Source organism: Burkholderia sp. L-4, assembly GCF_056856535.1.
The window spans coordinates 3,380,868-3,399,433 of record NZ_JBXEOX010000001.1 but is presented as its reverse complement, the minus strand read 5'-3'; the positions used below and the strand labels follow the sequence as shown (position 1 = coordinate 3,399,433).

The following is an 18,566-nucleotide window of genomic DNA, read 5'->3' as shown; positions in this document are numbered from 1 at the left end:
GTCAAATCGGGATCGAATCGCGCGCCCCCCCTGGGGCAGCGCGTCTTGCTTGTCTGCCGTGCTTGTTATCCTCGAAGCGGGTGGGCCGTCATGCCGCCGCGAACGCTGCCTTCAGGTCGGCCATGCGGCGCCGCTCGCGGGCGATCATCATCCGGTTCACGACGATCACGCCGATCGTCACGGCCGTGATGAACAGCGTCGCCAGCGCATTCATCTCCGGGTTCAGCCCCAGCCGCACGCGCGAGAACACCACCAGCGGCAGCGTCGTCGAGCCCGGCCCGGACAGGAACGCCGACAGCACCAGGTCGTCGATCGACAGCGTGAACGACAGCAGCCAGCCCGACAGCAGCGCCTGCGAGATCAGCGGCAGCGTCACCACGAAGAACACCTTCAGCGGCGTTGCCCCGAGATCGAGCGCCGCTTCTTCCAGCGACTTGTTCATCTCCTTCACGCGCGACTGCACGATGATCGCCACGTACGACACGCACAGCATCACGTGACCGATCCAGATCGTCAGCATCCCGCGGCCCTTCGGCCAGCCGAACATCTGCTCCAGCGCCACGAACAGCAGCAGCAGCGAGATGCCCTGGATCACTTCCGGAATCACCAGCGGCGCGTTGATCATCCCCGTGTACAGCGTGAAGCCCTTGAAGCGGCCGAAGCGCGCGAGCACGAAGCCCGCCCACGTGCCGATCACGACCGACGCGGTCGCCGTCAGGAGGCCGATCTTCAGCGACAGCCACGCGGCCGTCAGCAGCTCGTCGTCCTCCAGCAGCGCCGCGTACCACTTCAGCGAGAAGCCCGACCACACCGTCACCAGCTTCGACTCGTTGAACGAGTACACGATCAGGCTGATGATCGGGATGTACAGGAACAGGAAGCCGAAGGCGAGGACGCCCGTCGACAGCGGTTTGCTCGGCTTGATCATTTCGCTTCCTCCAGTTCCTTGACCTGGTAGTACTGGAACAGCGCCATCGGCACCAGCAACAGCAGCACCATCGCGACCGTCACCGCGGACGCCATCGGCCAGTCCATGTTGTTGAAGAATTCATCCCACATCACGCGGCCGATCATCAGCGTGTCGGCGCCGCCGAGCAGCTCCGGAATCACGTACTCGCCCACCGCCGGGATGAACACCAGCAGGCTGCCGGCGATGATCCCGTTCTTCGACAGCGGCAGCGTGATCCGCGTGAACGCGACCCACGGCTTCGCGCCCAGGTCGTATGCGGCTTCGAGCAGCGTCAGGTCCATCTTCACGAGGTGCGCGTACAGCGGCATCACCATGAACGGCAGGTACGAATAGACCATCCCGATGTAGACGCCCGCGTCGCTGTGGTACAGCCGCAGCGGCGTGTGGATGATGCCGAGCGCGATCAGCGTGTGGTTCAGGAGGCCGTCGTCCTTCAGGATCCCGATCCACGCGTACACGCGGATCAGGAACGACGTCCAGAACGGCAGCATCACGGCCATCATCAGCACGTTGCGGCGGTTCGGCTCCGAGCGCGCGATGTAGTACGCCATCGGGTACCCGATCAGCAGGCACAGCACCGTCGACACGGCGGCCATCTTCAGCGAGCTGAGGTAGGTCGCGATATACAGGTCGTCCTGCAGCAGGAACGCGTAGTGCGACAGCTGCAGCGCGAAGTGCACGACGCCGTCCTTGATCTCGACGAGCGACGTGTACGGCGGAATGCCCATCACCTGGTCGGCGAAGCTGATCTTCAGCACTAGCACGAACGGCAGCGCGAAGAACACCGCGAGCCACAGGAACGGCACGCCGATCGCGACGCTGCGGCCCGACGGCAGGAAGCGCGACAGCGCGGCGAAGCGGCCCGGGCGCGAGCGGCCGGCGGCCGTGCTCGAGGCGCCGGCCGACACCGGCGTGGAAGGCGTGGAAGCAGAGGTTCTCATCGCGTCGCCCTCATTGCGTCAGCACGACGCCGCTGGCCGGCGACCACGACACGAACACGTCGTCGTTCCACGCCGGCGCGTTGTCGTTCATCAGGTGCGAGCTCGACAGGTTCGACACGACCGTCTTGCCGCTTGGCAAGCGCACGTGGTACAGCGAGTAGCTGCCCATGTACGCGATGTCGGTCACGACGCCGCGCGCCCAGTTGTGCTTCGAGCCCGGCTTCTCGCGCGACACGTGGATGCGCTCCGGGCGCACCGAGATGCCGACCGGCATGCCGAGCGGGCCCGTGACGCCGTGGCTCACGTACATGCGCGCCTCGAGGTCGTCGCTCTCGACGAAGATGTGATCGGGTTCGTCCTCGACGACGCGGCCCTCGAACAGGTTGGTCGAGCCGATGAATTCGGCCGAGAAGCGGCTGTTCGGGAACTCGTACACCTCGCCCGGCGCGCCGATCTGCACGATCTTGCCTTCGCTCATCACCGCGAGGCGGCTGGCCATCGTCATCGCCTCTTCCTGGTCGTGCGTGACCATCACGCAGGTCACGTCGACCTTCTCGATGATGTTCACGAGTTCGAGCTGGGTCTTCTGGCGGATCTTCTTGTCGAGCGCGGACATCGGCTCGTCGAGCAGCAGCAGCTTCGGGCGCTTGACCAGCGAGCGGGCCAGCGCGACGCGCTGCTGCTGGCCGCCGGAGAGCTGGTGCGGCTTGCGCTGCGCGTACTTGCCCATCTGCACGAGCGCGAGCGCATCGGCCACGCGCTCCTTGATCTCGTTTTTCGGCGTGCCTTCCTGCTTCAGGCCGAACGCGACGTTCGATTCGACCGTCATGTGCGGGAACAGCGCGTACGACTGGAACATCATGTTGACCGGGCGGCGGTACGGCGGCAGCGACGCGAGGTCCTCGCCGTCGACGAAGATCTTGCCGGAGGTCGCCGTTTCCAGCCCGGCGAGCATGCGCAGCAGCGTCGACTTGCCGCAGCCCGAGCTGCCGAGCAGTGCGAACAATTCGTTCTTCGCGATCGTCAGGTTCACGTTGTCGACGGCCGTGCTGTCGCCGAACTTCTTCACGACGTTTTCGATGCGCACGAACGCGTCGTTTTGCGGACGGGCCGCGGCGGCCGGTTGGGTCTGTCGTGCAGCAGCGGAAGAGGGTATCGATTGCATGGGAGTCACCATTCGTTCTTCACGGATTGCAGGCGTGAGCGTCCCCGCACGAGGCGCGCAACGCGACTCGCGGACAACGGCTCGTGCCGGATGGAACAGTGCGCGCGGCGCGCGCGGGCGGACGGAGGTCCGCGAATCTCAGGCGGGCAGGCGTGATGCGATGCCTGCGCCGCCGTAATGCATGACGATCAGTGGCCCGTCTTCAGCTGGGCCCACAGACGGTTCTCGAGGCGCAGGATGTCGGCCGGCATCGGCTTCATCAGCACCATCTTCTTCAGCACGTCTTCCGGCGGGTAGACGGTCGGATCCTGCGCGACGGCCGGCGTGACGAACTGGTGCGCCGCCTTGTTCGCGGTCGGGTAGAACACCGTGTTGGTGATCGCCGCGTTGACCTTCGGATCGGACACGTAGTTGATCCACTTCAGTGCGGCCTCGGGGTGCGGCGCATCCTTCGGGATCACCATCACGTCGAACCACAGCAGGCCGCCTTCCTTCGGGTTCGAGAACTTGATGTCGTACGAACGCTTCGCTTCCGCCGAACGGCGGTGCGCGATGCCGACGTCGCCCGACCAGCCGAGCACGACGCACACGTCGTTGTTCGCGAGGTCGTTGATGTAGCCGGACGAGTTGAACTGGGTGATGTACGGGCGGACTTTCTTCAGGACTTCGAATGCGGCCTGGTAGTCGCCGGGGTTCGTGCTGTTCGGGTTCTTGCCCATGTATTGCAGCGTGGCGGCGAACACGTCGACGGCCTGGTCGAGGAACGACACGCCGCAGCTCTTCAGCTTTTCCATGTTGGCCGGGTCGAACACCAGCGCCCAGCTGTCGACCGGCGCCTTGTCGCCGAGCGCCTTCTTCACCGCCTGAGCGTTGTAGCCGATGCCGTCCGTGCCGTAGGCCCAGGGCACGCCGTACTGGTTGCCCGGATCGGCGTCGGCAATCATCTTCATCAGCAGCGGGTCGAGGTTCGCGAGGTTCGGAATCTTCGACTTGTCGAGCTTCTGGTACACGCCGGCCTGGATCTGCTTGGCCATGTAGTTCGACGTCGGCACGACGATGTCGTAGCCCGAGCTGCCGGCCAGCAGCTTCGCCTGAAGCGTGTCGTCGCTGTCGTAGTTGTCGTACTTGACGTGGATGCCCGTCTGCTTCTGGAAGTTCGGGATCGTGTCCGGTGCGATGTAGTCGGACCAGTTGTAGACATTCAGCTCGTCGGCGCGCGCCGTCGGGCTGGCGACCGACGTGAACGCGGCCGCGGCGGCAAGGGCGGCAACAGAACAGGCTTGGCGAAGAAAGCTGGCACGCATGGTGGAATTCCCCTGGTTATGGCGGCGTGCGGCGCCCGCCGCACGCCTGTAGGCAAAGCCGTTACGAAATACCCAGTTGTTGGGCGGTTGCATCGACGGCTTTCTTCGCCTTCGACACGAGTTCATCGATTTCCTGGCGCGTGATCACGAGCGGCGGCGACAGCAGCATCCGGTCGCCGGTCGCGCGCATGATCAGGTTGCCGTTGAAGCAGAAGTCGCGGCAGATCGTGCCGACGTCGCCGCCGTTCGCGAAGCGGCGGCGATCGGCCGACGATTCGGCGAGCTGGAGGCTCGCGACGAGGCCGTGACCATGCACCTCGCCGACGATCGGGTGACGCGCGAAGGTCTCGCGCATCAGCGCCTGGAAGTACGGGCCCGTGTCGGTCTTCACGCGCTCGACGATGCCTTCGTCGCGCAGCAGCTTCAGGTTCGCGACCGCGACGGCCGCCGCGACCGGATGGCCCGAGTACGTGAGGCCGTGATTGAATTCGCCGTTGTCGATGATCGGCCGCGCCACGCGCTCGTGAATGCCGACCGCCCCCATCGGCACGTAGCCCGACGTGAGGCCCTTGGCCATCGTGATCAGGTCCGGCTCGAAGCCGAAGTGCTGATGCGCGAACCATTCGCCGGTGCGCCCGAAGCCGCCGATCACCTCGTCGGCGACAAGCAGGATGTCGTACTTGCGACAGATCCGCTGGATTTCCGGCCAGTACGTCGACGGCGGGAAGATCACGCCGCCCGCGCCCTGGAACGGCTCGCCGATGAACGCGGCAACGTTCTCCGCGCCGAGTTCGAGGATCTTCGCCTCGAGCTGCTGCGCGCGCGCGAGGCCGAACGCTTCCGGCGTCTCGCCCGGCTGCGCTTCGCCGAAGAAATACGGCTGGTCGATGTGCACGATGTGCTCGACCTTCGACGGCATCTGCTCGTGCATGTAGCCCATCCCGCCGAGCGTGCCGCCCGCGATGGTCGAGCCGTGGTAGCCGTTCTTGCGCGAGATCACGAACTTCTTCTGCGGCTTGCCCTGCACGCGCCAGTACTGGTGCACGAGGCGCAGCACGGTGTCGTTGCCTTCCGAGCCGCTGTTGCAGTAGAAGAAGTGGTTGAAGCCGGCCGGCGTCAGTTCCGCGAGCAGCGCGGACAGCTCGATCACCGGCGGGTGCGTGGTCTTGAAGAAGGTGTTGTAGAACGGCAGTTCCTGCAGCTGGCGATACGCTGCGTCGGCGAGTTCCTTGCGGCCGTAGCCGACGTTCACGCACCACAGGCCGGCCATCCCGTCGATCACCTTGTTGCCGTCCGAATCCCACAGGTAGACGCCGTCGGCCTTCACGATCACGCGGCTGCCGGCGCGGTTCAGCGCGCCCATGTCCGAGAACGGGTGGATATGGTGCGCGGCGTCGAGCGCGCGGTATTCGGCGGTCGAGCGTGCCTGCGTCGCGCGCGGCGCGGCGGCCGGCGCGGCCGGCTGGATCCAGGCAGATTCGTTGCGGTAAGTCATGTTTCCTCCGTGATTCCGTATTCGGTTGCGCGCACGTTCAGACGTGCAGCAGCAGATGGCGGCGTTCCCACGAGCTGATCACGCGGAAGAACGCTTCGTATTCGGTTTCCTTCAACGCGAAATACGCCTTCAGGAACTTGTGGCCGAGGATCTCGCCGAGCGGTTCGCACGCGGCCATCAGCGTCAGCCCTTCCTCGAGGTTGCGCGGCAGCTGGTACGGCAGGTCGTAGCCGTCGCTGACGAGCGGCTCGGTCGGCTCCAGGCGCTGCGTCATGCCGAGATAGCCGGCCGCGAGCGTCGCGGCGAGCGCGAGGTACGGGTTGCAGTCGACGCCCGGGATGCGGTTCTCGATGCGCCGTGCCGACGGGCCCGAGTGCGGGATGCGGAAGCCGACCGTGCGGTTGTCGTAGCCCCACTGCACGTTGATCGGCGCGGCCATGAAGCGCGACAGGCGGCGGTACGAGTTGATGTACGGCGCGAAGATCGGCATCAGCGCCGGCGTGTACTTCTGCAGGCCCGCGAGGTAGTTGTAGAACATCGACGTCGCGCCGCCGGTTTCCGGCGACGTGAACAGGTTCTGGCCCGTTTCCTCGTCGACGATGCTCTGGTGCACGTGCATCGCCGAACCCGGTTCGTCCTCCATCGGCTTGGCCATGAAGGTCGCGTACATGTTGTGACGCAGCGCGGCCTCGCGCACCGTGCGCTTGAACAGGAACACCTGGTCGGCCAGCGACAGCGCGTCGCCGTGCATGAAGTTGATCTCCATCTGCGCGGCGCCGACTTCGTGGATCAGCGTGTCGATGTCGAGGTTCTGCGATTCGCAGTACTCGTAGATGTCCTCGAACAGCGGATCGAACTCATTGACGGCCTCGATCGAATACGACTGGCGGCCCGTTTCGGGGCGGCCCGTGCGGCCGACCGGCGGACGCAGCGGCAGGTCCGGGTCCTTGTTCATGTCGACGAGATAGAACTCGAGCTCCGGCGCGACGACGGGTTTCCAGCCCTTCGCCTTGTACAGGTCGAGCACGCGGCGCAGCACGTAGCGCGGCGAGATCTCGACCGGCGAGCCGTCGAAGTGCACGCAGTCGTGGATCACCTGCGCGGTCGGGTCGACGGCCCACGGGATCAGGCGGATCGTCGACGTGTCGGGCACGCACACCATGTCGGGGTCGGTCACGCCGGTCAGCGAGCCGTCTTCCGGATATTCGCCGGTGACGGTCTGCACCATCACGGCCTGCGGCAGGCGCATCGATTCGCCGGACGTGAACTTGTTGCGCGGCGTGATCTTGCCGCGCGCGATGCCGGCCATGTCGGGGATGATCGCTTCGATCTCGGTGATCCGGTGCTGCTTCAGGAAATCTTCGATGTCTTGCATGTCTGTTCTCGTGGGTTTGGGGCGGCGCGCTCAGGCGAGCGCGGCGGCGGCCATGGCGCGCGTGCGGGCAGTGCGGCGGGCGCGGCAGGCATCGCCGAAGGCGCGGAAGATCGCGCTCGACAGCGGGTCCTGCGCATGGCGCCATTCGGGGTGCCATTGCACGGCGAGGGCGAAAGCCGGTGCGTCGACGACGCTGACGGCCTCGATCAGGCCGTCCGGCGCGACGGCTTCGACGGCGAGGCCGGAGCCGAGCTGCGCGATGCCCTGCTTGTGCAGCGAGTTCACGTGCACTTCGTCGCGGCCGCCGGCGAGTGCATGCAACCGGCCGCCGGGCGTCAGGCGCACGACGTGCGCGGGGCCGTATTGCGTGTCCATCGGCGCGTCGTCGTCCTCGCGGTGATCGGCGAGGCCCGGCACTTCATGCACGCGCTGGTGCAGCGTGCCGCCGCAGACGACGTTCAGCTCCTGGAAGCCGCGGCAGACGGCGAGCACGGGTACGCCCGCGGCGATCGCCGCGCGCAGCAGCGGCAGCGTCGTCGCGTCGCGTGCCGGGTCGTGCTTCGTGCCGGGCGCGCTCGGTTCGCCGCCGTACCGGTGCGGCTCGACGTTCGAATAGCTGCCGGTAAACAGCAGCCCGTCGACCGTGGCGAGCACGTCGTCGACCGACTGGCGCTCGCCGATTGCAGGCAGCACCATCGCGAACGAGTGCGCGCCGTCGACGATCGCGGCGACGTATTTGTCGCCGACCGTGTGCGACGCGTGTGCGCCGATTTGCGTGAGGTCGGCGGTGATGCCGACGAGGGGTTTCCTTTCCATGACGTCTATCAGCTATCCAGAGGGTTGTTGCGTGCGGCTCGCCGGACGGCGCGAAACGCGGGCGTGCAACAGCCCCGCAGCCTGGCGCAAGGCGCAAGGCCGCTGGTGAATGGGCGCAACGGGATGGCGTGGCGATCCGCGCTGCGCGCGACGATCAGGCCGTCGTTCGTTTCATTGCGACACGCGACGCGGCAACGAATGCGCGAACGCGTTCCGTCACCGCACGGACCATGCGGTTGGCGAATCAGCGGATGAAACGAACGGCGTAAAGAAAGGAGAGGCGCTACGGCAGCAGCGACGCCACTTCGTCGGTATCGACGGCGACGAATGCGCGTGCGGATACGGCGTTGTGGCGCCGAACGGAACGACGAGACAGGATGGTGTAGATCGACAGATGCTGCAGGCGAGGACTATGCCAGCCGCAACTGCCATCGGAAGGGGATGCCGCGCTGCGCGAACTTCGCGCCACGCTACGATCCCACCTCACCAGAGGGCCACGGACTCTCACGATTACACTCGACTGGGTTGTTGAAAGTATTGAACACCCGATCTTTTCAACGCGCTGGGCGTTTAAAATAATCAAGGCGCCGGTTATGCGTCATTTACATTGATGGGCATCAATTTTTGCGTTGCAATAACGCTTTTTGCTGCCTGTGAAAACAAAATGACGCTGACCTGAGAGCCAGCATATACGAGCCAAAAACGGCGTCAAATGTTTTTTAACGGTCCTGCATCAGGGCTTTCCCGAGCAGTGCGAACAAAAGATTCGCAAACGGAATAGTCGGCGAGGTGTTCATTATTTCGAACGCCTTTCAGGGTTTTCCCCGCTGATCTGCGGCATAAAGTGATTAGAATATTCAACGGCTGTCCACTGCGTCGTTTCACTTTGTCATCGCACCTATCGTGTCCGAAACCGAATCGATGTCCACCGAAGTCGCCGAGCGCCTGCGCTTCGTGCGCAACAAGCATGGCCTGTCGCAGCGCGAACTCGCGAAGCGGGCCGGCGTGACCAACGGCACGATCTCGCTGATCGAACAGGGGCGCGTGAGCCCGTCGGTCGGATCGCTGAAGAAGTTGCTCGAATGCATACCGATGAGTCTGGCGGAGTTCTTCACGTTCGAGCTCGTCGAGTCGCGCTCGGTCGTGTCGCGTCGTGACGAGATGCCGAACCTCGGCAACGACACGCTCGCGTTTCATCTGGTCGGCGCGAGCGTGAAGGACCGCAACATGTGCATCCTGCGCGAGATCTATCAGCCGCACGCCGACACGGGCCCCGAGATGCTCGTGCATGCGGGGCACGAGGGCGGTGTCGTCGTGTCGGGCCGGCTCGAGCTGACCGTCGACGGCGCGACGTGGCTGCTCGACCCCGGAGACGGCTACTACTTCGAAAGCCGTTTGCCGCACCGTTTTCGCAATCCCAGCTCGGAACTGATCTGCGAGGTCGTCTCGGCCAATTCGCCGGCGACCTTCTGACCGCGCGTCATCGCATTCGCTGCAGGCCGGCCGCGCGTCAGGTGCGCGGCGCACCGCGAATGTCACAACATTGAGGCATCCTGATGAACAAGTTGACTTTGGCTGACTGGCAGGACAAGGCGGCGTCGCTCCGGATCGAAGGGCGCGCATTCATCGACGGCGCGTCGCGCGACGCGCACGGCGGCAAGACGTTCGACTGCGTGAGCCCGATCGACGGCCGCGTGCTCGCGAAGGTCGCCGACTGCGGCGAAGCCGACGTGAACGCAGCCGTCGCGGCGGCACGCCGGGCGTTCGACGCAGGCGTATGGGCCGGCCTGAACCCGCGCGCACGCAAGGCCGTGCTGCTGCGCTGGGCCGCGCTGATGCGCGAGCATCTCGACGAACTGTCGCTGCTCGAGACGCTCGACGCGGGCAAGCCGATCGGCGACACGACGACGGTCGACGTGCCGGGCGCCGCGTACTGCGTCGAATGGTTCGCGGAAGCGATCGACAAGGTCGGCGGCGAGGTCGCGCCGGCCGATCATCATCTGGTCGGTCTCGTCACGCGCGAGCCGGTCGGCGTGGTGGCGGCCGTCGTGCCGTGGAATTTCCCGATCCTGATGGCCGCGTGGAAATTCGGCCCCGCGCTCGCGGCCGGCAACAGCGTCGTGCTGAAGCCGTCGGAGAAATCGCCGCTGACCGCGATCCGCGTCGCGCAGCTCGCGTTCGAAGCCGGCATCCCGGCCGGCGTGTTCAACGTCGTGCCGGGCGCGGGCGAACCGGGCAAGCTGCTCGCGCTGCATCGCGACGTCGACTGCATCGCGTTCACGGGCTCGACGGCCGTCGGCAAGCTGATCATGCAGTACGCGGCGCAGTCGAACCTGAAGCGCGCATGGCTCGAGCTCGGCGGCAAGTCGCCGAACATCGTGCTGCCCGATTGCCCCGATCTCGACCGTGCCGCGCAAACGGCGGCCGGCGCGATCTTCTACAACATGGGCGAGATGTGTACGGCCGGGTCGCGGCTGCTCGTGCATCGCGACATCAAGGACGCCTTCATCGAGAAGCTCGTCGCGGCCGCCCGCGCGTACGTGCCGGGCAACCCGCTCGACCCGTCGGTGTCGATGGGCGCGATCGTCGACGGCATCCAGCTCGAACGCGTGCTCGGATACATCGAGGCGGGGCGCGGCGAAGGCCGGCTCGTCACGGGCGGGGCGCGCGTGAAGGAGGAGACGGGCGGCTTCTACGTCGAGCCGACGGTGTTCGAGGTGAAGCCCGATGCGAAGATCGCGCGCGAGGAAATCTTCGGGCCCGTGCTGTCGGTGATCGTGTTCGACGACGTCGACGAGGCCGTGCGGATCGCGAACGACACCGAATACGGGCTGGCCGCGGCCGTGTGGACGTCGAACCTGACGACCGCGCACGACGTGTCGCGCCGGCTGCGTGCGGGTACCGTGTGGGTGAACTGCTACGACGAGGGCGGCGACATGAACTTCCCGTTCGGCGGCTACAAGCAGTCGGGCAACGGCCGCGACAAGTCGCTGCACGCGCTCGAGAAATACACCGAGCTGAAGTCGACGCTGATCCGGCTGCGCTGACGCGCTGCCGCGTGCGGGCGCATCGCCGTGCGGCGGTGCGCCCGCCTTTACGAGGGCGCGTCAGGCGGCGCGCAGCGCGGGATGGAAGCCGGCGGCCTCGATGATCGACTGCACGCGCTCGGCGCCTTGCGCCGATTCGACCTTGACGATTTTCGCCGCGACGTCGATGTCGAGCTTCGCGGCGGGATCGGCGGCCGTCACCGCACGCGTGATCGCATTGGCGCAGCCGCCGCAGGTCATGTCCTGCACTTCGAATTCCATCGTGTTCTCCTGAGTGGACGATTGACGAACACCGTCAGCATGAAGTTTGCCATGGTGGGAAGGTCAAGCACTGTGTGCAGGATACCGCGCGGCCGATGGATGACGCGTCGGGCGGTGGTCGGACGAATCGGCGCGGCGCCGCGCATGCCGGTCGGTGTTTGGCCCGATTGACCGTGGCCGCGCGGCGTCGCGCGTCGGGAAAAGCCTTTCCGGACAACATGCCGTGAAACGATACGGAGCATTATTTCCATATTGGAAGCGTGGGCATTCATTGTGGAAATGCGAATCGCTCTTAGTATCGATTCCCCTCAAGATCCGTTCTCCGTTTCCGACCATGAATCGTTTTGCTTTCGGCTTCGCGCTGGCCCTGCTGGGCGCATCGGCAACGTCCGCATTCGCTGCCGACGACGTCGTCAACCTGACCCTGAAGGACCACAAGTTTTCGCCCGATGGCGTGACGATCCCCGCCGGCAAGAAGGTGAAATTCGTCGTGAAGAACCTCGACGCGACGCCCGCGGAATTCGAGAGCGACGACTTCAAGGCGGAGAAGGTCGTGCCGGCCGGCAAGTCGGTCGAGATCCTCGTCGGGCCGCTGAAGGCGGGCACCTACGAGTTCCACGACGAGTATCACGAAGCGCAGTCGAAGACGCACCTGACCGTCAAGTAAGCGGAAACCGACATGTTGTCGACTGCCCTGATCGTCTTTCGTGAAGTGCTCGAGGCCGCGCTGGTGGTCTCGATCGTGATGGCCGCCACGAAGGGCGTGCCGCGGCGCGGCTGGTGGGTGAGCGGCGGGCTGGTCGGCGGCGTGATCGGCGCCGGCCTGATCGCGGCGTTCGCCGACGTGATCTCGCAATGGGCGTCCGGCATGGGGCAGGAAGTCTTCAACGCGGGCGTGATGTTCGTCGCGACGCTGATGCTGGCGTGGCACTGCATCTGGATGAGCCGGCACGGCCGCGAGATGGCGCTGCACATGGGCGAAGTCGGCCGGGCCGTCGCGGCCGGCCGCCGGCCGCTGACGGGTCTCGCCATCGTGGTCGGTGTCGCGGTGCTGCGCGAAGGCTCCGAGGCCGTGCTGTTCCTCTACGGGATCGCGGCGGGCGATCCGGGACAGACGCCGCAGATGATCGTCGGCGGGCTGCTCGGCGTGCTCGGCGGCGCCGGGCTCGGCTATGCGATGTATGCGGGCCTGCTGCAGATTCCGCTGAAGCGCCTGTTCTCCGTCACCAATGCGCTGATCGTGCTGCTCGCGGCGGGGATGGCGAGCCAGTGCGTCGGCTTCCTGCTGGCCGCGGGGCTCGTGCCGTCGTGGGGCGACGCGATCTGGGACACGTCGTGGCTGCTCAAGGAGTCGAGCATCGTCGGCAAGGCGCTGCATACGCTGATCGGCTATACCGCGCGTCCGGCGGGCATCCAGATCGCCGCGTACGTCGCGACGCTGGCGGCGATCCTCGTGCTGGCCCGGCTCGTCGGCCGGCCGCGGCAGGTGGCGAGGCCGCCGCGCGCGACCGCCTGAGCGTTGCTGGTTCGAATGAAAGAAGGGGCGTCGTCGACGCCCCTTCTTTCATGTGCGCTGCGTGAGCGCCGCGACCGTCACGGCACGCGTACGGTGGCGCGGCCGGTCAGCGGTGGCTGTCGATCCAGGCGCGGGCCCATTCGAGCCCCGCTTCGCGCGCCTCGTCCTCGGTATCGAAGACGCCGAGCACGCCGGATGCCTCGACCAGCTTGTTGTTCTGCGTGATCGTGCCGCTCGCCGCGAAGCGGTCGGGCTGCATGATCTCCTCCTGCTGCAGGATCGCATGGCCCCAGATCTGGTAGCCGTGGTAGGTTTGCGCTTCCATTATCGAGTCACCTCCGCGGCGCGGCCCTGCGTGCCGACCTGCAGCACGTTGCCGTCCGGCGTGTATTGACGCGGGATGTTGGAGAAGCCCAGCGCGTGCGTCTCGTCGGAGCCGGCCGGGTGCATCACCGTGAGGCGGCCCGGCGCGGGTTGTGCGACGGGGCGCGGCGCGGCCGGCGTTTCGGTCGCGGTGGCGGCCGGGTGATGCGGGCCGGCTTTCACGGCTTGCGCGACACGGCGCTTGTGCGGCTTCGCGGGGGCTTTCGGCGTGACGCTCGCGTGCTTCTCCGCGCTCTTGCCGGTACGCGCGTCGGCGCCCGTGCGCGCGGCCGGCGTACGGGCCGCCGGATGTCGTGCCTCGGGCGGGTTCCAGACCTCGACGTAATGCTCGGCGGCCCAGCCCGTCGACGCGAACGTCAGCGCCAGCAATCCGCATCCAATCAGTCTTACCATTGTCTCTCCGTCTTCGACCTGGCCGAATGGCCTGCTTCGCACCGCGGCGCGATGGGGGGGCCCGGCGCGGGCCATCCCGGTCGTCCTGCGTTACTCCACCGTCACCGATTTCGCGAGGTTCCGCGGTTTGTCGACGTCGGTGCCGCGCGCGCACGCGGTGTGATATGCGAGCAGCTGCAGCGGCACGACGTGCAGGATCGGCGACAGCTGCCCGTAGTGTTCCGGCATCCGGATCACGTGCAGGCCGTCGTCGTTGACGATCTGCGTATCGGCATCGGCGAACACGTACAGCTCGCCGCCGCGCGCGCGCACTTCCTGCATGTTCGACTTCAGTTTCTCGAGCAGTGTGTCGTTCGGCGCGACCGTGACGACCGGCATCGCTTCCGTGACGAGCGCGAGCGGCCCGTGCTTCAGTTCGCCGGCCGGATAGGCCTCGGCGTGGATGTACGAGATTTCCTTCAGCTTCAGCGCGCCTTCCAGCGCGATCGGGTAGTGCAGCCCGCGGCCGAGGAACAGCGCGTTTTCCTTGCGCGCGAACTCCTCCGACCACGCGATGATCTGCGGCTCGAGCGCGAGCACGCTGTTCAGCGCGGCCGGCAGGTGGCGCAGCTCCTTCAGGAATTGCGCTTCCTGCGCGGCGTCGACGTGCCCGCGGAGCTTGCCGAGCGTCGCGGCCAGCACGAACAGCGCGACGAGCTGCGTCGTGAACGCCTTCGTCGATGCGACGCCGATCTCGGTGCCCGCATGCGTGAGGAACTGCATTTCCGTCAGGCGCACCATCGCGCTCGTCGCGACGTTGCACACCGCGAGCGTGTGCGTGTGGCCGAGCGACTGCGCGTGCTTGAGCGCCGCGAGCGTGTCGGCCGTCTCGCCCGACTGCGAGATCACGAGCACGAGCTGGCGCGGGTTCGGCACCGATTCGCGGTAGCGGTATTCGCTCGCGATCTCGACCTGCGTCGGGATCTTCGCGATCGATTCGAGCCAGTACTTCGCGGTGAGGCCCGAGTAGTAGCTCGTGCCGCAGGCGAGGATCAGCAGGCTGTCGATCTCCGCGAACGCGGCGGGCGCGGCGTCGCCGAACAGCGTCGCGTCGAAGGCTTCCGTCTGCGGCACGGTATCGCCGATCGCGCGCGGCTGCTCGAAGATTTCCTTCTGCATGAAGTGGCGATAGGGGCCGAGCTCGACCGCGCCGCCGTACGCGCTGACCACGCGGATCTCGCGCTGCACGGTGGCGCCGTGACGATCGACGATCGTCACGCCGTCGAGCGACAGCTCGCACACGTCGCCTTCCTCGAGGAAGGTGAAGCGGTCGGTGCTGCCCGCGAGCGCGAGCGCATCGGACGCGAGGAAGTTCTCGCCGTCGCCGTGGCCGACGACGAGCGGCGAACCCTGGCGCGCGCCGACGACGGTATGCGGCTGGTCCTTGTGGATCACGGCGATCGCATACGCGCCGTGCAGCTGCTGCACGGCTTCGCGCACGGCGTCGAACAGGTTGCCGCGATACAGGCTGTGCACGAGGTGCGCGATCACCTCGGTGTCGGTCTGCGACACGAATTCGTAGCCCTTCGCGCGCAGCGCCTCGCGCAGCGGCTCGAAGTTCTCGATGATGCCGTTGTGCACGAGCGCCAGCGCGTTCGACGAGAAGATCGGGTGCGCGTTGTGCGTGACGGGCGCGCCGTGCGTCGCCCAGCGCGTGTGCGCGACGCCCGTCGTGCCTTCGAGATGCGACTCGCGCACCTGCGTGTCGAGATCGGCGACGCGCGCGACGCTGCGCGCGCGCTTCGGCGCGCCCGGCTCGAGCACGGCGACGCCGCACGAGTCGTAGCCACGGTATTCGAGGCGCCGCAATCCTTCGATCAGCACCGGAACGATATTACGCTGCGCAACTGCGCCGACAATGCCGCACATGAATGGTCAATCCTGTAAGTCGACGCGGGCGCCGCCGGGGCACCCGCAAAAGGTTCAGCTCTTCTTCTTGACCGGGCGGACGTAGCCGCTCTTCGCGGTCTGGGTCTTCTCGTTCAACGCGAGCAGGCCGTCGGCCACGTCCTTCCAGATCGTCGTGCCGGCGGCGATCGTCACGCCGCGGCCGACGCGCACGGGCGCGACGAGCTGCGTGTCGGAGCCGACGAACACGTCGTCCTCGATCACGGTGCGGAACTTGTTCGCACCGTCGTAGTTGCAGGTGATCGTGCCCGCGCCGATGTTCACGCGCGCGCCGATGTCGGCGTCGCCGATGTAGGTGAGGTGGTTCGCCTTCGAGCCGTGGCCGATCACCGCGTTCTTCACCTCGACGAAGTTGCCGACGTGCGCTTCGTCCGCGAGCTGCGCGCCGGGGCGCAGCCGCGCGTACGGGCCGATCACGGTGTGCGCGCCGAGCTCGGCGCCGTCGATGTGCGTGAACGCGTCGATGCGCGTGCCGGTGCCGACCGACGCGTTGCGGATCACGCAGTTCGCGCCGATCGTCACGTTGTCGGCGAGCGTCACGTTGCCTTCGAACACGCAGTTCACGTCGATCGACACGTCGCGGCCGCAGCGCAGCGTGCCGCGCACGTCGAGGCGCGCCGGATCGGCGAGCGTGACGCCGTCGGCGAGCAGCGCATCCGCGACGTTGCGCTGGTGGATCCGCTCGAGTTCCGCGAGCTGTGCCTTGCTGTTGACGCCGAGCGTTTCCCAGTCCTCGTCGGGCTGCGACGTGACGACCTCGAAGCCGGCCTCGATCGCGAGTTCGACGACGTCGGTCAGGTAGTACTCGCCCTGCGCGTTCTCGTTCTTCAGCGCGCCGAGCCACATCGACAGCTGGGCCGTCGGCGTGACGATGATGCCCGTGTTGATCTCGGCGATCCTCAGCTCGTCCGGCGAGGCGTCCTTCTGCTCGACGATGCGCGTGACGAAGCCCGACGCATCGCGCACGATGCGGCCATAGCCGGTCGGATCGTCGAGCGTGACGGTCAGAATCCCGTAGCGGCCCTCGCGCGCGGCATCGACGAGGCGCTGCAGCGTCGACGCGCGCGTGAGCGGCACGTCGCCGTACAGCACGAGCGTCGGTTGCGCGGGATCGAGGAGCGGCAGGGCCTGGCGCACCGCGTGGCCGGTGCCGAGCTGCTCGGCCTGCACCGCGAACTGGACATCGGGCGCGGCGACGGCGGCTTCGACCTGCTCGGCACCGTGACCGACGACGACGACCAGCCGGGACGGCTGCAGCGTGCGCGCGGTGTCGATGACGTGGGAGAGAAGCGGCCTGCCGGCCAGGGGGTGAAGCACTTTCGGCAGCGCGGAACGCATGCGCTTGCCGGTGCCTGCCGCCAAAATCACGATATTCATGGCGCCAGCTTGTCTGAGGAGTTCGAAGCCGTCCATTTTAGCATGCGGCCCCCGCCGTTCCGGGCCTGTCGCGGCGGGGCGACAGCGCCGGAACAGGGGCCGCGGGCCCTTGTTCCGGCGGGGTTCGGGCCCTGCTTACAGGTCGTCGAACTGGACGATCGAGATCGGCCGGGCGGCGCCCGGCGCGGCGGTATCGTCGCCCGATGCGCACGGTTCCTCGTCGAACGCGATGTCGCCTTGCGGATCGGCCTCGCCGGTCGCGCGCAGCGACTGGAACGGGTACAGCGTCGTGTCCATCAGGTGCGACGGCACGACCTTCGCGAGCGCGTTGAACATGTTGTCGACGCGGCCCGGGAAGCGCTTGTCCCATTCGCGGATCAGCGCCTTCATTTCCGCGCGCTTCAGGTTCGGCTGGCTGCCGCACAGGTTGCACGGGATGATCGGAAATTCGCGCAACTCCGCGTATTTCTCGAGATCGGTTTCCTTCACGTACGCGAGCGGGCGGATCACGATGTTCTTGCCGTCGTCCGACTGCAGCTTCGGCGGCATCCCCTTCAGCTTGCCGCCGTAGAACATGTTGAGCAGCAGCGTCTGCACGATGTCGTCGCGATGGTGGCCGAGCGCGATCTTGGTCGCGCCGAGCTCGCCGGCCACGCGGTACAGGATCCCGCGGCGCAGCCGCGAGCACAGCGAGCAGGTCGTCTTGCCTTCGGGGACGAGCCGCTTGACGATGCTGTAGGTGTCCTGGTTCTCGATGTGGAACGGCACGCCGACCTGCTTCAGGTACTCGGGCAGCACGTGCTCGGGGAAGCCCGGCTGCTTCTGGTCGAGGTTCACCGCGACGATGTCGAAGTCGATCGGCGCGCGCTCGCGCAGGCGCAGCAGCACGTCGAGCATCGCGTAGCTGTCCTTGCCGCCCGACAGGCACACCATCACCTTGTCGCCGTGCTCGATCATGTTGTAGTCGCCGATCGCCTGGCCGACCTGGCGCACGATCCGCTTGTACAGCTTGTTGTTCTCGTACGCTTCCTTCTGCTCGCGGCGCGTCAGCGCCTGGCGGCCGGCCGGCGCGGCGTCGTCGAGGGTGGCGGCCGCGGCCGCCGTGTCATTCGTGTGGGGGGCGTTCATGCGCGCTCCTCGTCCTTGATGCGAAAGACTTCGACGCCGACGGCGTCGCAGTCCGGATAGGCGTCCGGTTTCTCGGTACAGACGCGTACCGCGCGCACGGTGTCGTGCGCCAGCAGGTGCGCGGCGATCGCGTCGCACAGCGTTTCCTGCAGGTGGATGTGGCCGCGCGCCACGCATTGCGCGACGCTCTGCTTCATCAGATCGTAGTCGACGACTTCATGCAGCCGGTCGTCGACGGGGGTGGACAGCGCGAGCGGCACGAACAGGTCGACGTTGATGACGACGCGCTGCTCGCCGCGCTTCTCGTGTTCGAAGGCCCCGATGTTGATGTGCACCTCGTAGTCGCGCAGGTAGAGCCTGCGGCAATCCGCGAGGCGGGGGTGCAGGAGAGCGGAAAACATGGTCGTCCCAGTCAAATTGGCGTGCGCGCACGCAAAGCGGCGCGGG

Annotated in this window: 19 protein-coding genes; 4 read left to right on the top strand and 15 right to left on the bottom strand. The window is 66.6% G+C overall.

The genetic code is table 11. The features are described from left to right. Positions 1–88 precede the first annotated feature (88 nt). The 8 genes from AC1VVG_RS15815 to AC1VVG_RS15780 all read right to left on the bottom strand — a co-directional run bounded on the left by AC1VVG_RS15815 (position 89) and on the right by AC1VVG_RS15780 (position 8,574). Entirely contained in the window at positions 89–928 is an 840-nt protein-coding gene (locus AC1VVG_RS15815) for an ABC transporter permease subunit (protein ID WP_034190330.1), read from the bottom strand. Continuing rightward, on the bottom strand, positions 925–1,911 hold the full coding sequence (locus AC1VVG_RS15810; protein WP_175028865.1) for an ABC transporter permease subunit: 987 nt from the start codon (positions 1,909–1,911) through the stop codon (positions 925–927). Before AC1VVG_RS15810 ends, AC1VVG_RS15815 begins: the two co-directional genes overlap by 4 nt. Positions 1,912–1,921: 10 nt before the next feature. Next, the gene (locus AC1VVG_RS15805; RefSeq protein WP_034190332.1) at positions 1,922–3,076 is read right to left on the bottom strand and encodes an ABC transporter ATP-binding protein; all 1,155 of its coding nucleotides are present in this window, start codon (positions 3,074–3,076) and stop codon (positions 1,922–1,924) included. 188 nt (positions 3,077–3,264) lie between these two features. Beyond that, positions 3,265–4,380 carry a polyamine ABC transporter substrate-binding protein gene (locus AC1VVG_RS15800; protein WP_034190333.1) on the bottom strand — a complete coding sequence of 372 codons (1,116 nt, stop codon included), beginning with the start codon at positions 4,378–4,380 and terminating at the stop codon, positions 3,265–3,267. 61 nt (positions 4,381–4,441) lie between these two features. Next, positions 4,442–5,875 (bottom strand): aspartate aminotransferase family protein, encoded by a 1,434-nt coding sequence (locus AC1VVG_RS15795; RefSeq protein ID WP_226229404.1) that lies wholly within the window; start codon positions 5,873–5,875, stop codon positions 4,442–4,444. 37 nt (positions 5,876–5,912) lie between these two features. Then, a complete protein-coding gene (locus tag AC1VVG_RS15790; RefSeq protein ID WP_034189111.1) occupies positions 5,913–7,250 on the bottom strand; it encodes a glutamine synthetase family protein in 1,338 nt (445 codons plus the stop codon). 30 nt (positions 7,251–7,280) lie between these two features. Further along, entirely contained in the window at positions 7,281–8,066 is a 786-nt protein-coding gene (locus AC1VVG_RS15785) for a gamma-glutamyl-gamma-aminobutyrate hydrolase family protein (protein WP_482835831.1), read from the bottom strand. A gap of 283 nt (positions 8,067–8,349) precedes the next feature. Continuing rightward, complete coding sequence (locus AC1VVG_RS15780; RefSeq protein ID WP_072437498.1) at positions 8,350–8,574, bottom strand: hypothetical protein; 225 nt, start codon at positions 8,572–8,574, stop codon at positions 8,350–8,352. 413 nt (positions 8,575–8,987) lie between these two features. On the opposite strand from AC1VVG_RS15780, the gene AC1VVG_RS15775 reads away from it, so the two are divergent. After that, positions 8,988–9,539 carry a cupin domain-containing protein gene (locus tag AC1VVG_RS15775; RefSeq protein ID WP_482835830.1) on the top strand — a complete coding sequence of 184 codons (552 nt, stop codon included), beginning with the start codon at positions 8,988–8,990 and terminating at the stop codon, positions 9,537–9,539. Positions 9,540–9,622: 83 nt separating this feature from the next. Next, a complete protein-coding gene (locus tag AC1VVG_RS15770) occupies positions 9,623–11,113 on the top strand; it encodes an aldehyde dehydrogenase (protein ID WP_069707075.1) in 1,491 nt (496 codons plus the stop codon). A 60-nt stretch (positions 11,114–11,173) separates the two neighbouring features. On the opposite strand, the gene AC1VVG_RS15765 is transcribed toward AC1VVG_RS15770, so the two are convergent. Further along, positions 11,174–11,374, bottom strand: coding sequence for a heavy-metal-associated domain-containing protein (locus tag AC1VVG_RS15765; RefSeq protein ID WP_011353438.1), 201 nt, complete (start codon positions 11,372–11,374; stop codon positions 11,174–11,176). A 334-nt stretch (positions 11,375–11,708) separates the two neighbouring features. Here AC1VVG_RS15765 and AC1VVG_RS15760 point away from each other — a divergent pair, with 334 nt between their 5' ends. Both AC1VVG_RS15760 and AC1VVG_RS15755 read left to right on the top strand, forming a co-directional pair. Next, positions 11,709–12,041, top strand: a complete 333-nt coding sequence (locus tag AC1VVG_RS15760; RefSeq protein WP_011353437.1) for a cupredoxin domain-containing protein — start codon at positions 11,709–11,711, stop codon at positions 12,039–12,041. Between the two features lie 12 nt (positions 12,042–12,053). Next, positions 12,054–12,890, top strand: coding sequence for an FTR1 family iron permease (locus tag AC1VVG_RS15755; RefSeq protein WP_034189114.1), 837 nt, complete (start codon positions 12,054–12,056; stop codon positions 12,888–12,890). A gap of 106 nt (positions 12,891–12,996) precedes the next feature. Here the strand turns inward: AC1VVG_RS15755 and AC1VVG_RS15750 are convergent, their stop codons facing one another. The 6 genes from AC1VVG_RS15750 to AC1VVG_RS15725 form a co-directional block, all read right to left on the bottom strand. Further along, positions 12,997–13,215: a hypothetical protein gene (locus AC1VVG_RS15750; protein ID WP_034189115.1), complete on the bottom strand. Its 219-nt coding sequence runs from the start codon at positions 13,213–13,215 to the stop codon at positions 12,997–12,999. Next, positions 13,215–13,667, bottom strand: coding sequence for an NADH-quinone oxidoreductase subunit E (locus AC1VVG_RS15745; RefSeq protein ID WP_034189116.1), 453 nt, complete (start codon positions 13,665–13,667; stop codon positions 13,215–13,217). The genes AC1VVG_RS15750 and AC1VVG_RS15745 overlap by 1 nt, the downstream gene beginning before the upstream one ends. Positions 13,668–13,757: 90 nt before the next feature. Continuing rightward, positions 13,758–15,575 (bottom strand): glutamine--fructose-6-phosphate transaminase (isomerizing), encoded by a 1,818-nt coding sequence (gene glmS / locus AC1VVG_RS15740; protein ID WP_069707077.1) that lies wholly within the window; start codon positions 15,573–15,575, stop codon positions 13,758–13,760. Between the two features lie 54 nt (positions 15,576–15,629). Next, a complete protein-coding gene (glmU, locus tag AC1VVG_RS15735; protein WP_124609004.1) occupies positions 15,630–16,991 on the bottom strand; it encodes a bifunctional UDP-N-acetylglucosamine diphosphorylase/glucosamine-1-phosphate N-acetyltransferase GlmU in 1,362 nt (453 codons plus the stop codon). A 135-nt stretch (positions 16,992–17,126) separates the two neighbouring features. After that, positions 17,127–18,119: a tRNA 2-thiocytidine(32) synthetase TtcA gene (gene ttcA / locus AC1VVG_RS15730; protein WP_034189119.1), complete on the bottom strand. Its 993-nt coding sequence runs from the start codon at positions 18,117–18,119 to the stop codon at positions 17,127–17,129. Continuing rightward, positions 18,116–18,520, bottom strand: a complete 405-nt coding sequence (locus tag AC1VVG_RS15725) for a dihydroneopterin aldolase (protein WP_034189120.1) — start codon at positions 18,518–18,520, stop codon at positions 18,116–18,118. Before AC1VVG_RS15725 ends, ttcA begins: the two co-directional genes overlap by 4 nt. Positions 18,521–18,566 lie beyond the last annotated feature (46 nt).

Excerpts from the sequence above, each read along its gene's own strand:
- AC1VVG_RS15815 (WP_034190330.1), bottom strand. The coding sequence starts at position 928 with ATGATCAAGCCGAGCAAACCGCTGTCGACGGGCGTCCTCGCCTTCGGC.
- AC1VVG_RS15810 (WP_175028865.1), bottom strand. The coding sequence starts at position 1,911 with ATGAGAACCTCTGCTTCCACGCCTTCCACGCCGGTGTCGGCCGGCGCC.
- AC1VVG_RS15805 (WP_034190332.1), bottom strand. The coding sequence starts at position 3,076 with ATGCAATCGATACCCTCTTCCGCTGCTGCACGACAGACCCAACCGGCC.
- AC1VVG_RS15800 (WP_034190333.1), bottom strand. The coding sequence starts at position 4,380 with ATGCGTGCCAGCTTTCTTCGCCAAGCCTGTTCTGTTGCCGCCCTTGCC.
- AC1VVG_RS15795 (WP_226229404.1), bottom strand. The coding sequence starts at position 5,875 with ATGACTTACCGCAACGAATCTGCCTGGATCCAGCCGGCCGCGCCGGCC.
- AC1VVG_RS15790 (WP_034189111.1), bottom strand. The coding sequence starts at position 7,250 with ATGCAAGACATCGAAGATTTCCTGAAGCAGCACCGGATCACCGAGATC.
- AC1VVG_RS15785 (WP_482835831.1), bottom strand. The coding sequence starts at position 8,066 with ATGGAAAGGAAACCCCTCGTCGGCATCACCGCCGACCTCACGCAAATC.
- AC1VVG_RS15775 (WP_482835830.1), top strand. The coding sequence starts at position 8,988 with ATGTCCACCGAAGTCGCCGAGCGCCTGCGCTTCGTGCGCAACAAGCAT.
- AC1VVG_RS15770 (WP_069707075.1), top strand. The coding sequence starts at position 9,623 with ATGAACAAGTTGACTTTGGCTGACTGGCAGGACAAGGCGGCGTCGCTC.
- AC1VVG_RS15765 (WP_011353438.1), bottom strand. The coding sequence starts at position 11,374 with ATGGAATTCGAAGTGCAGGACATGACCTGCGGCGGCTGCGCCAATGCG.
- AC1VVG_RS15760 (WP_011353437.1), top strand. The coding sequence starts at position 11,709 with ATGAATCGTTTTGCTTTCGGCTTCGCGCTGGCCCTGCTGGGCGCATCG.
- AC1VVG_RS15755 (WP_034189114.1), top strand. The coding sequence starts at position 12,054 with ATGTTGTCGACTGCCCTGATCGTCTTTCGTGAAGTGCTCGAGGCCGCG.
- AC1VVG_RS15750 (WP_034189115.1), bottom strand. The coding sequence starts at position 13,215 with ATGGAAGCGCAAACCTACCACGGCTACCAGATCTGGGGCCATGCGATC.
- AC1VVG_RS15745 (WP_034189116.1), bottom strand. The coding sequence starts at position 13,667 with ATGGTAAGACTGATTGGATGCGGATTGCTGGCGCTGACGTTCGCGTCG.
- glmS (WP_069707077.1), bottom strand. The coding sequence starts at position 15,575 with ATGTGCGGCATTGTCGGCGCAGTTGCGCAGCGTAATATCGTTCCGGTG.
- glmU (WP_124609004.1), bottom strand. The coding sequence starts at position 16,991 with ATGAATATCGTGATTTTGGCGGCAGGCACCGGCAAGCGCATGCGTTCC.
- ttcA (WP_034189119.1), bottom strand. The coding sequence starts at position 18,119 with ATGAACGCCCCCCACACGAATGACACGGCGGCCGCGGCCGCCACCCTC.
- AC1VVG_RS15725 (WP_034189120.1), bottom strand. The coding sequence starts at position 18,520 with ATGTTTTCCGCTCTCCTGCACCCCCGCCTCGCGGATTGCCGCAGGCTC.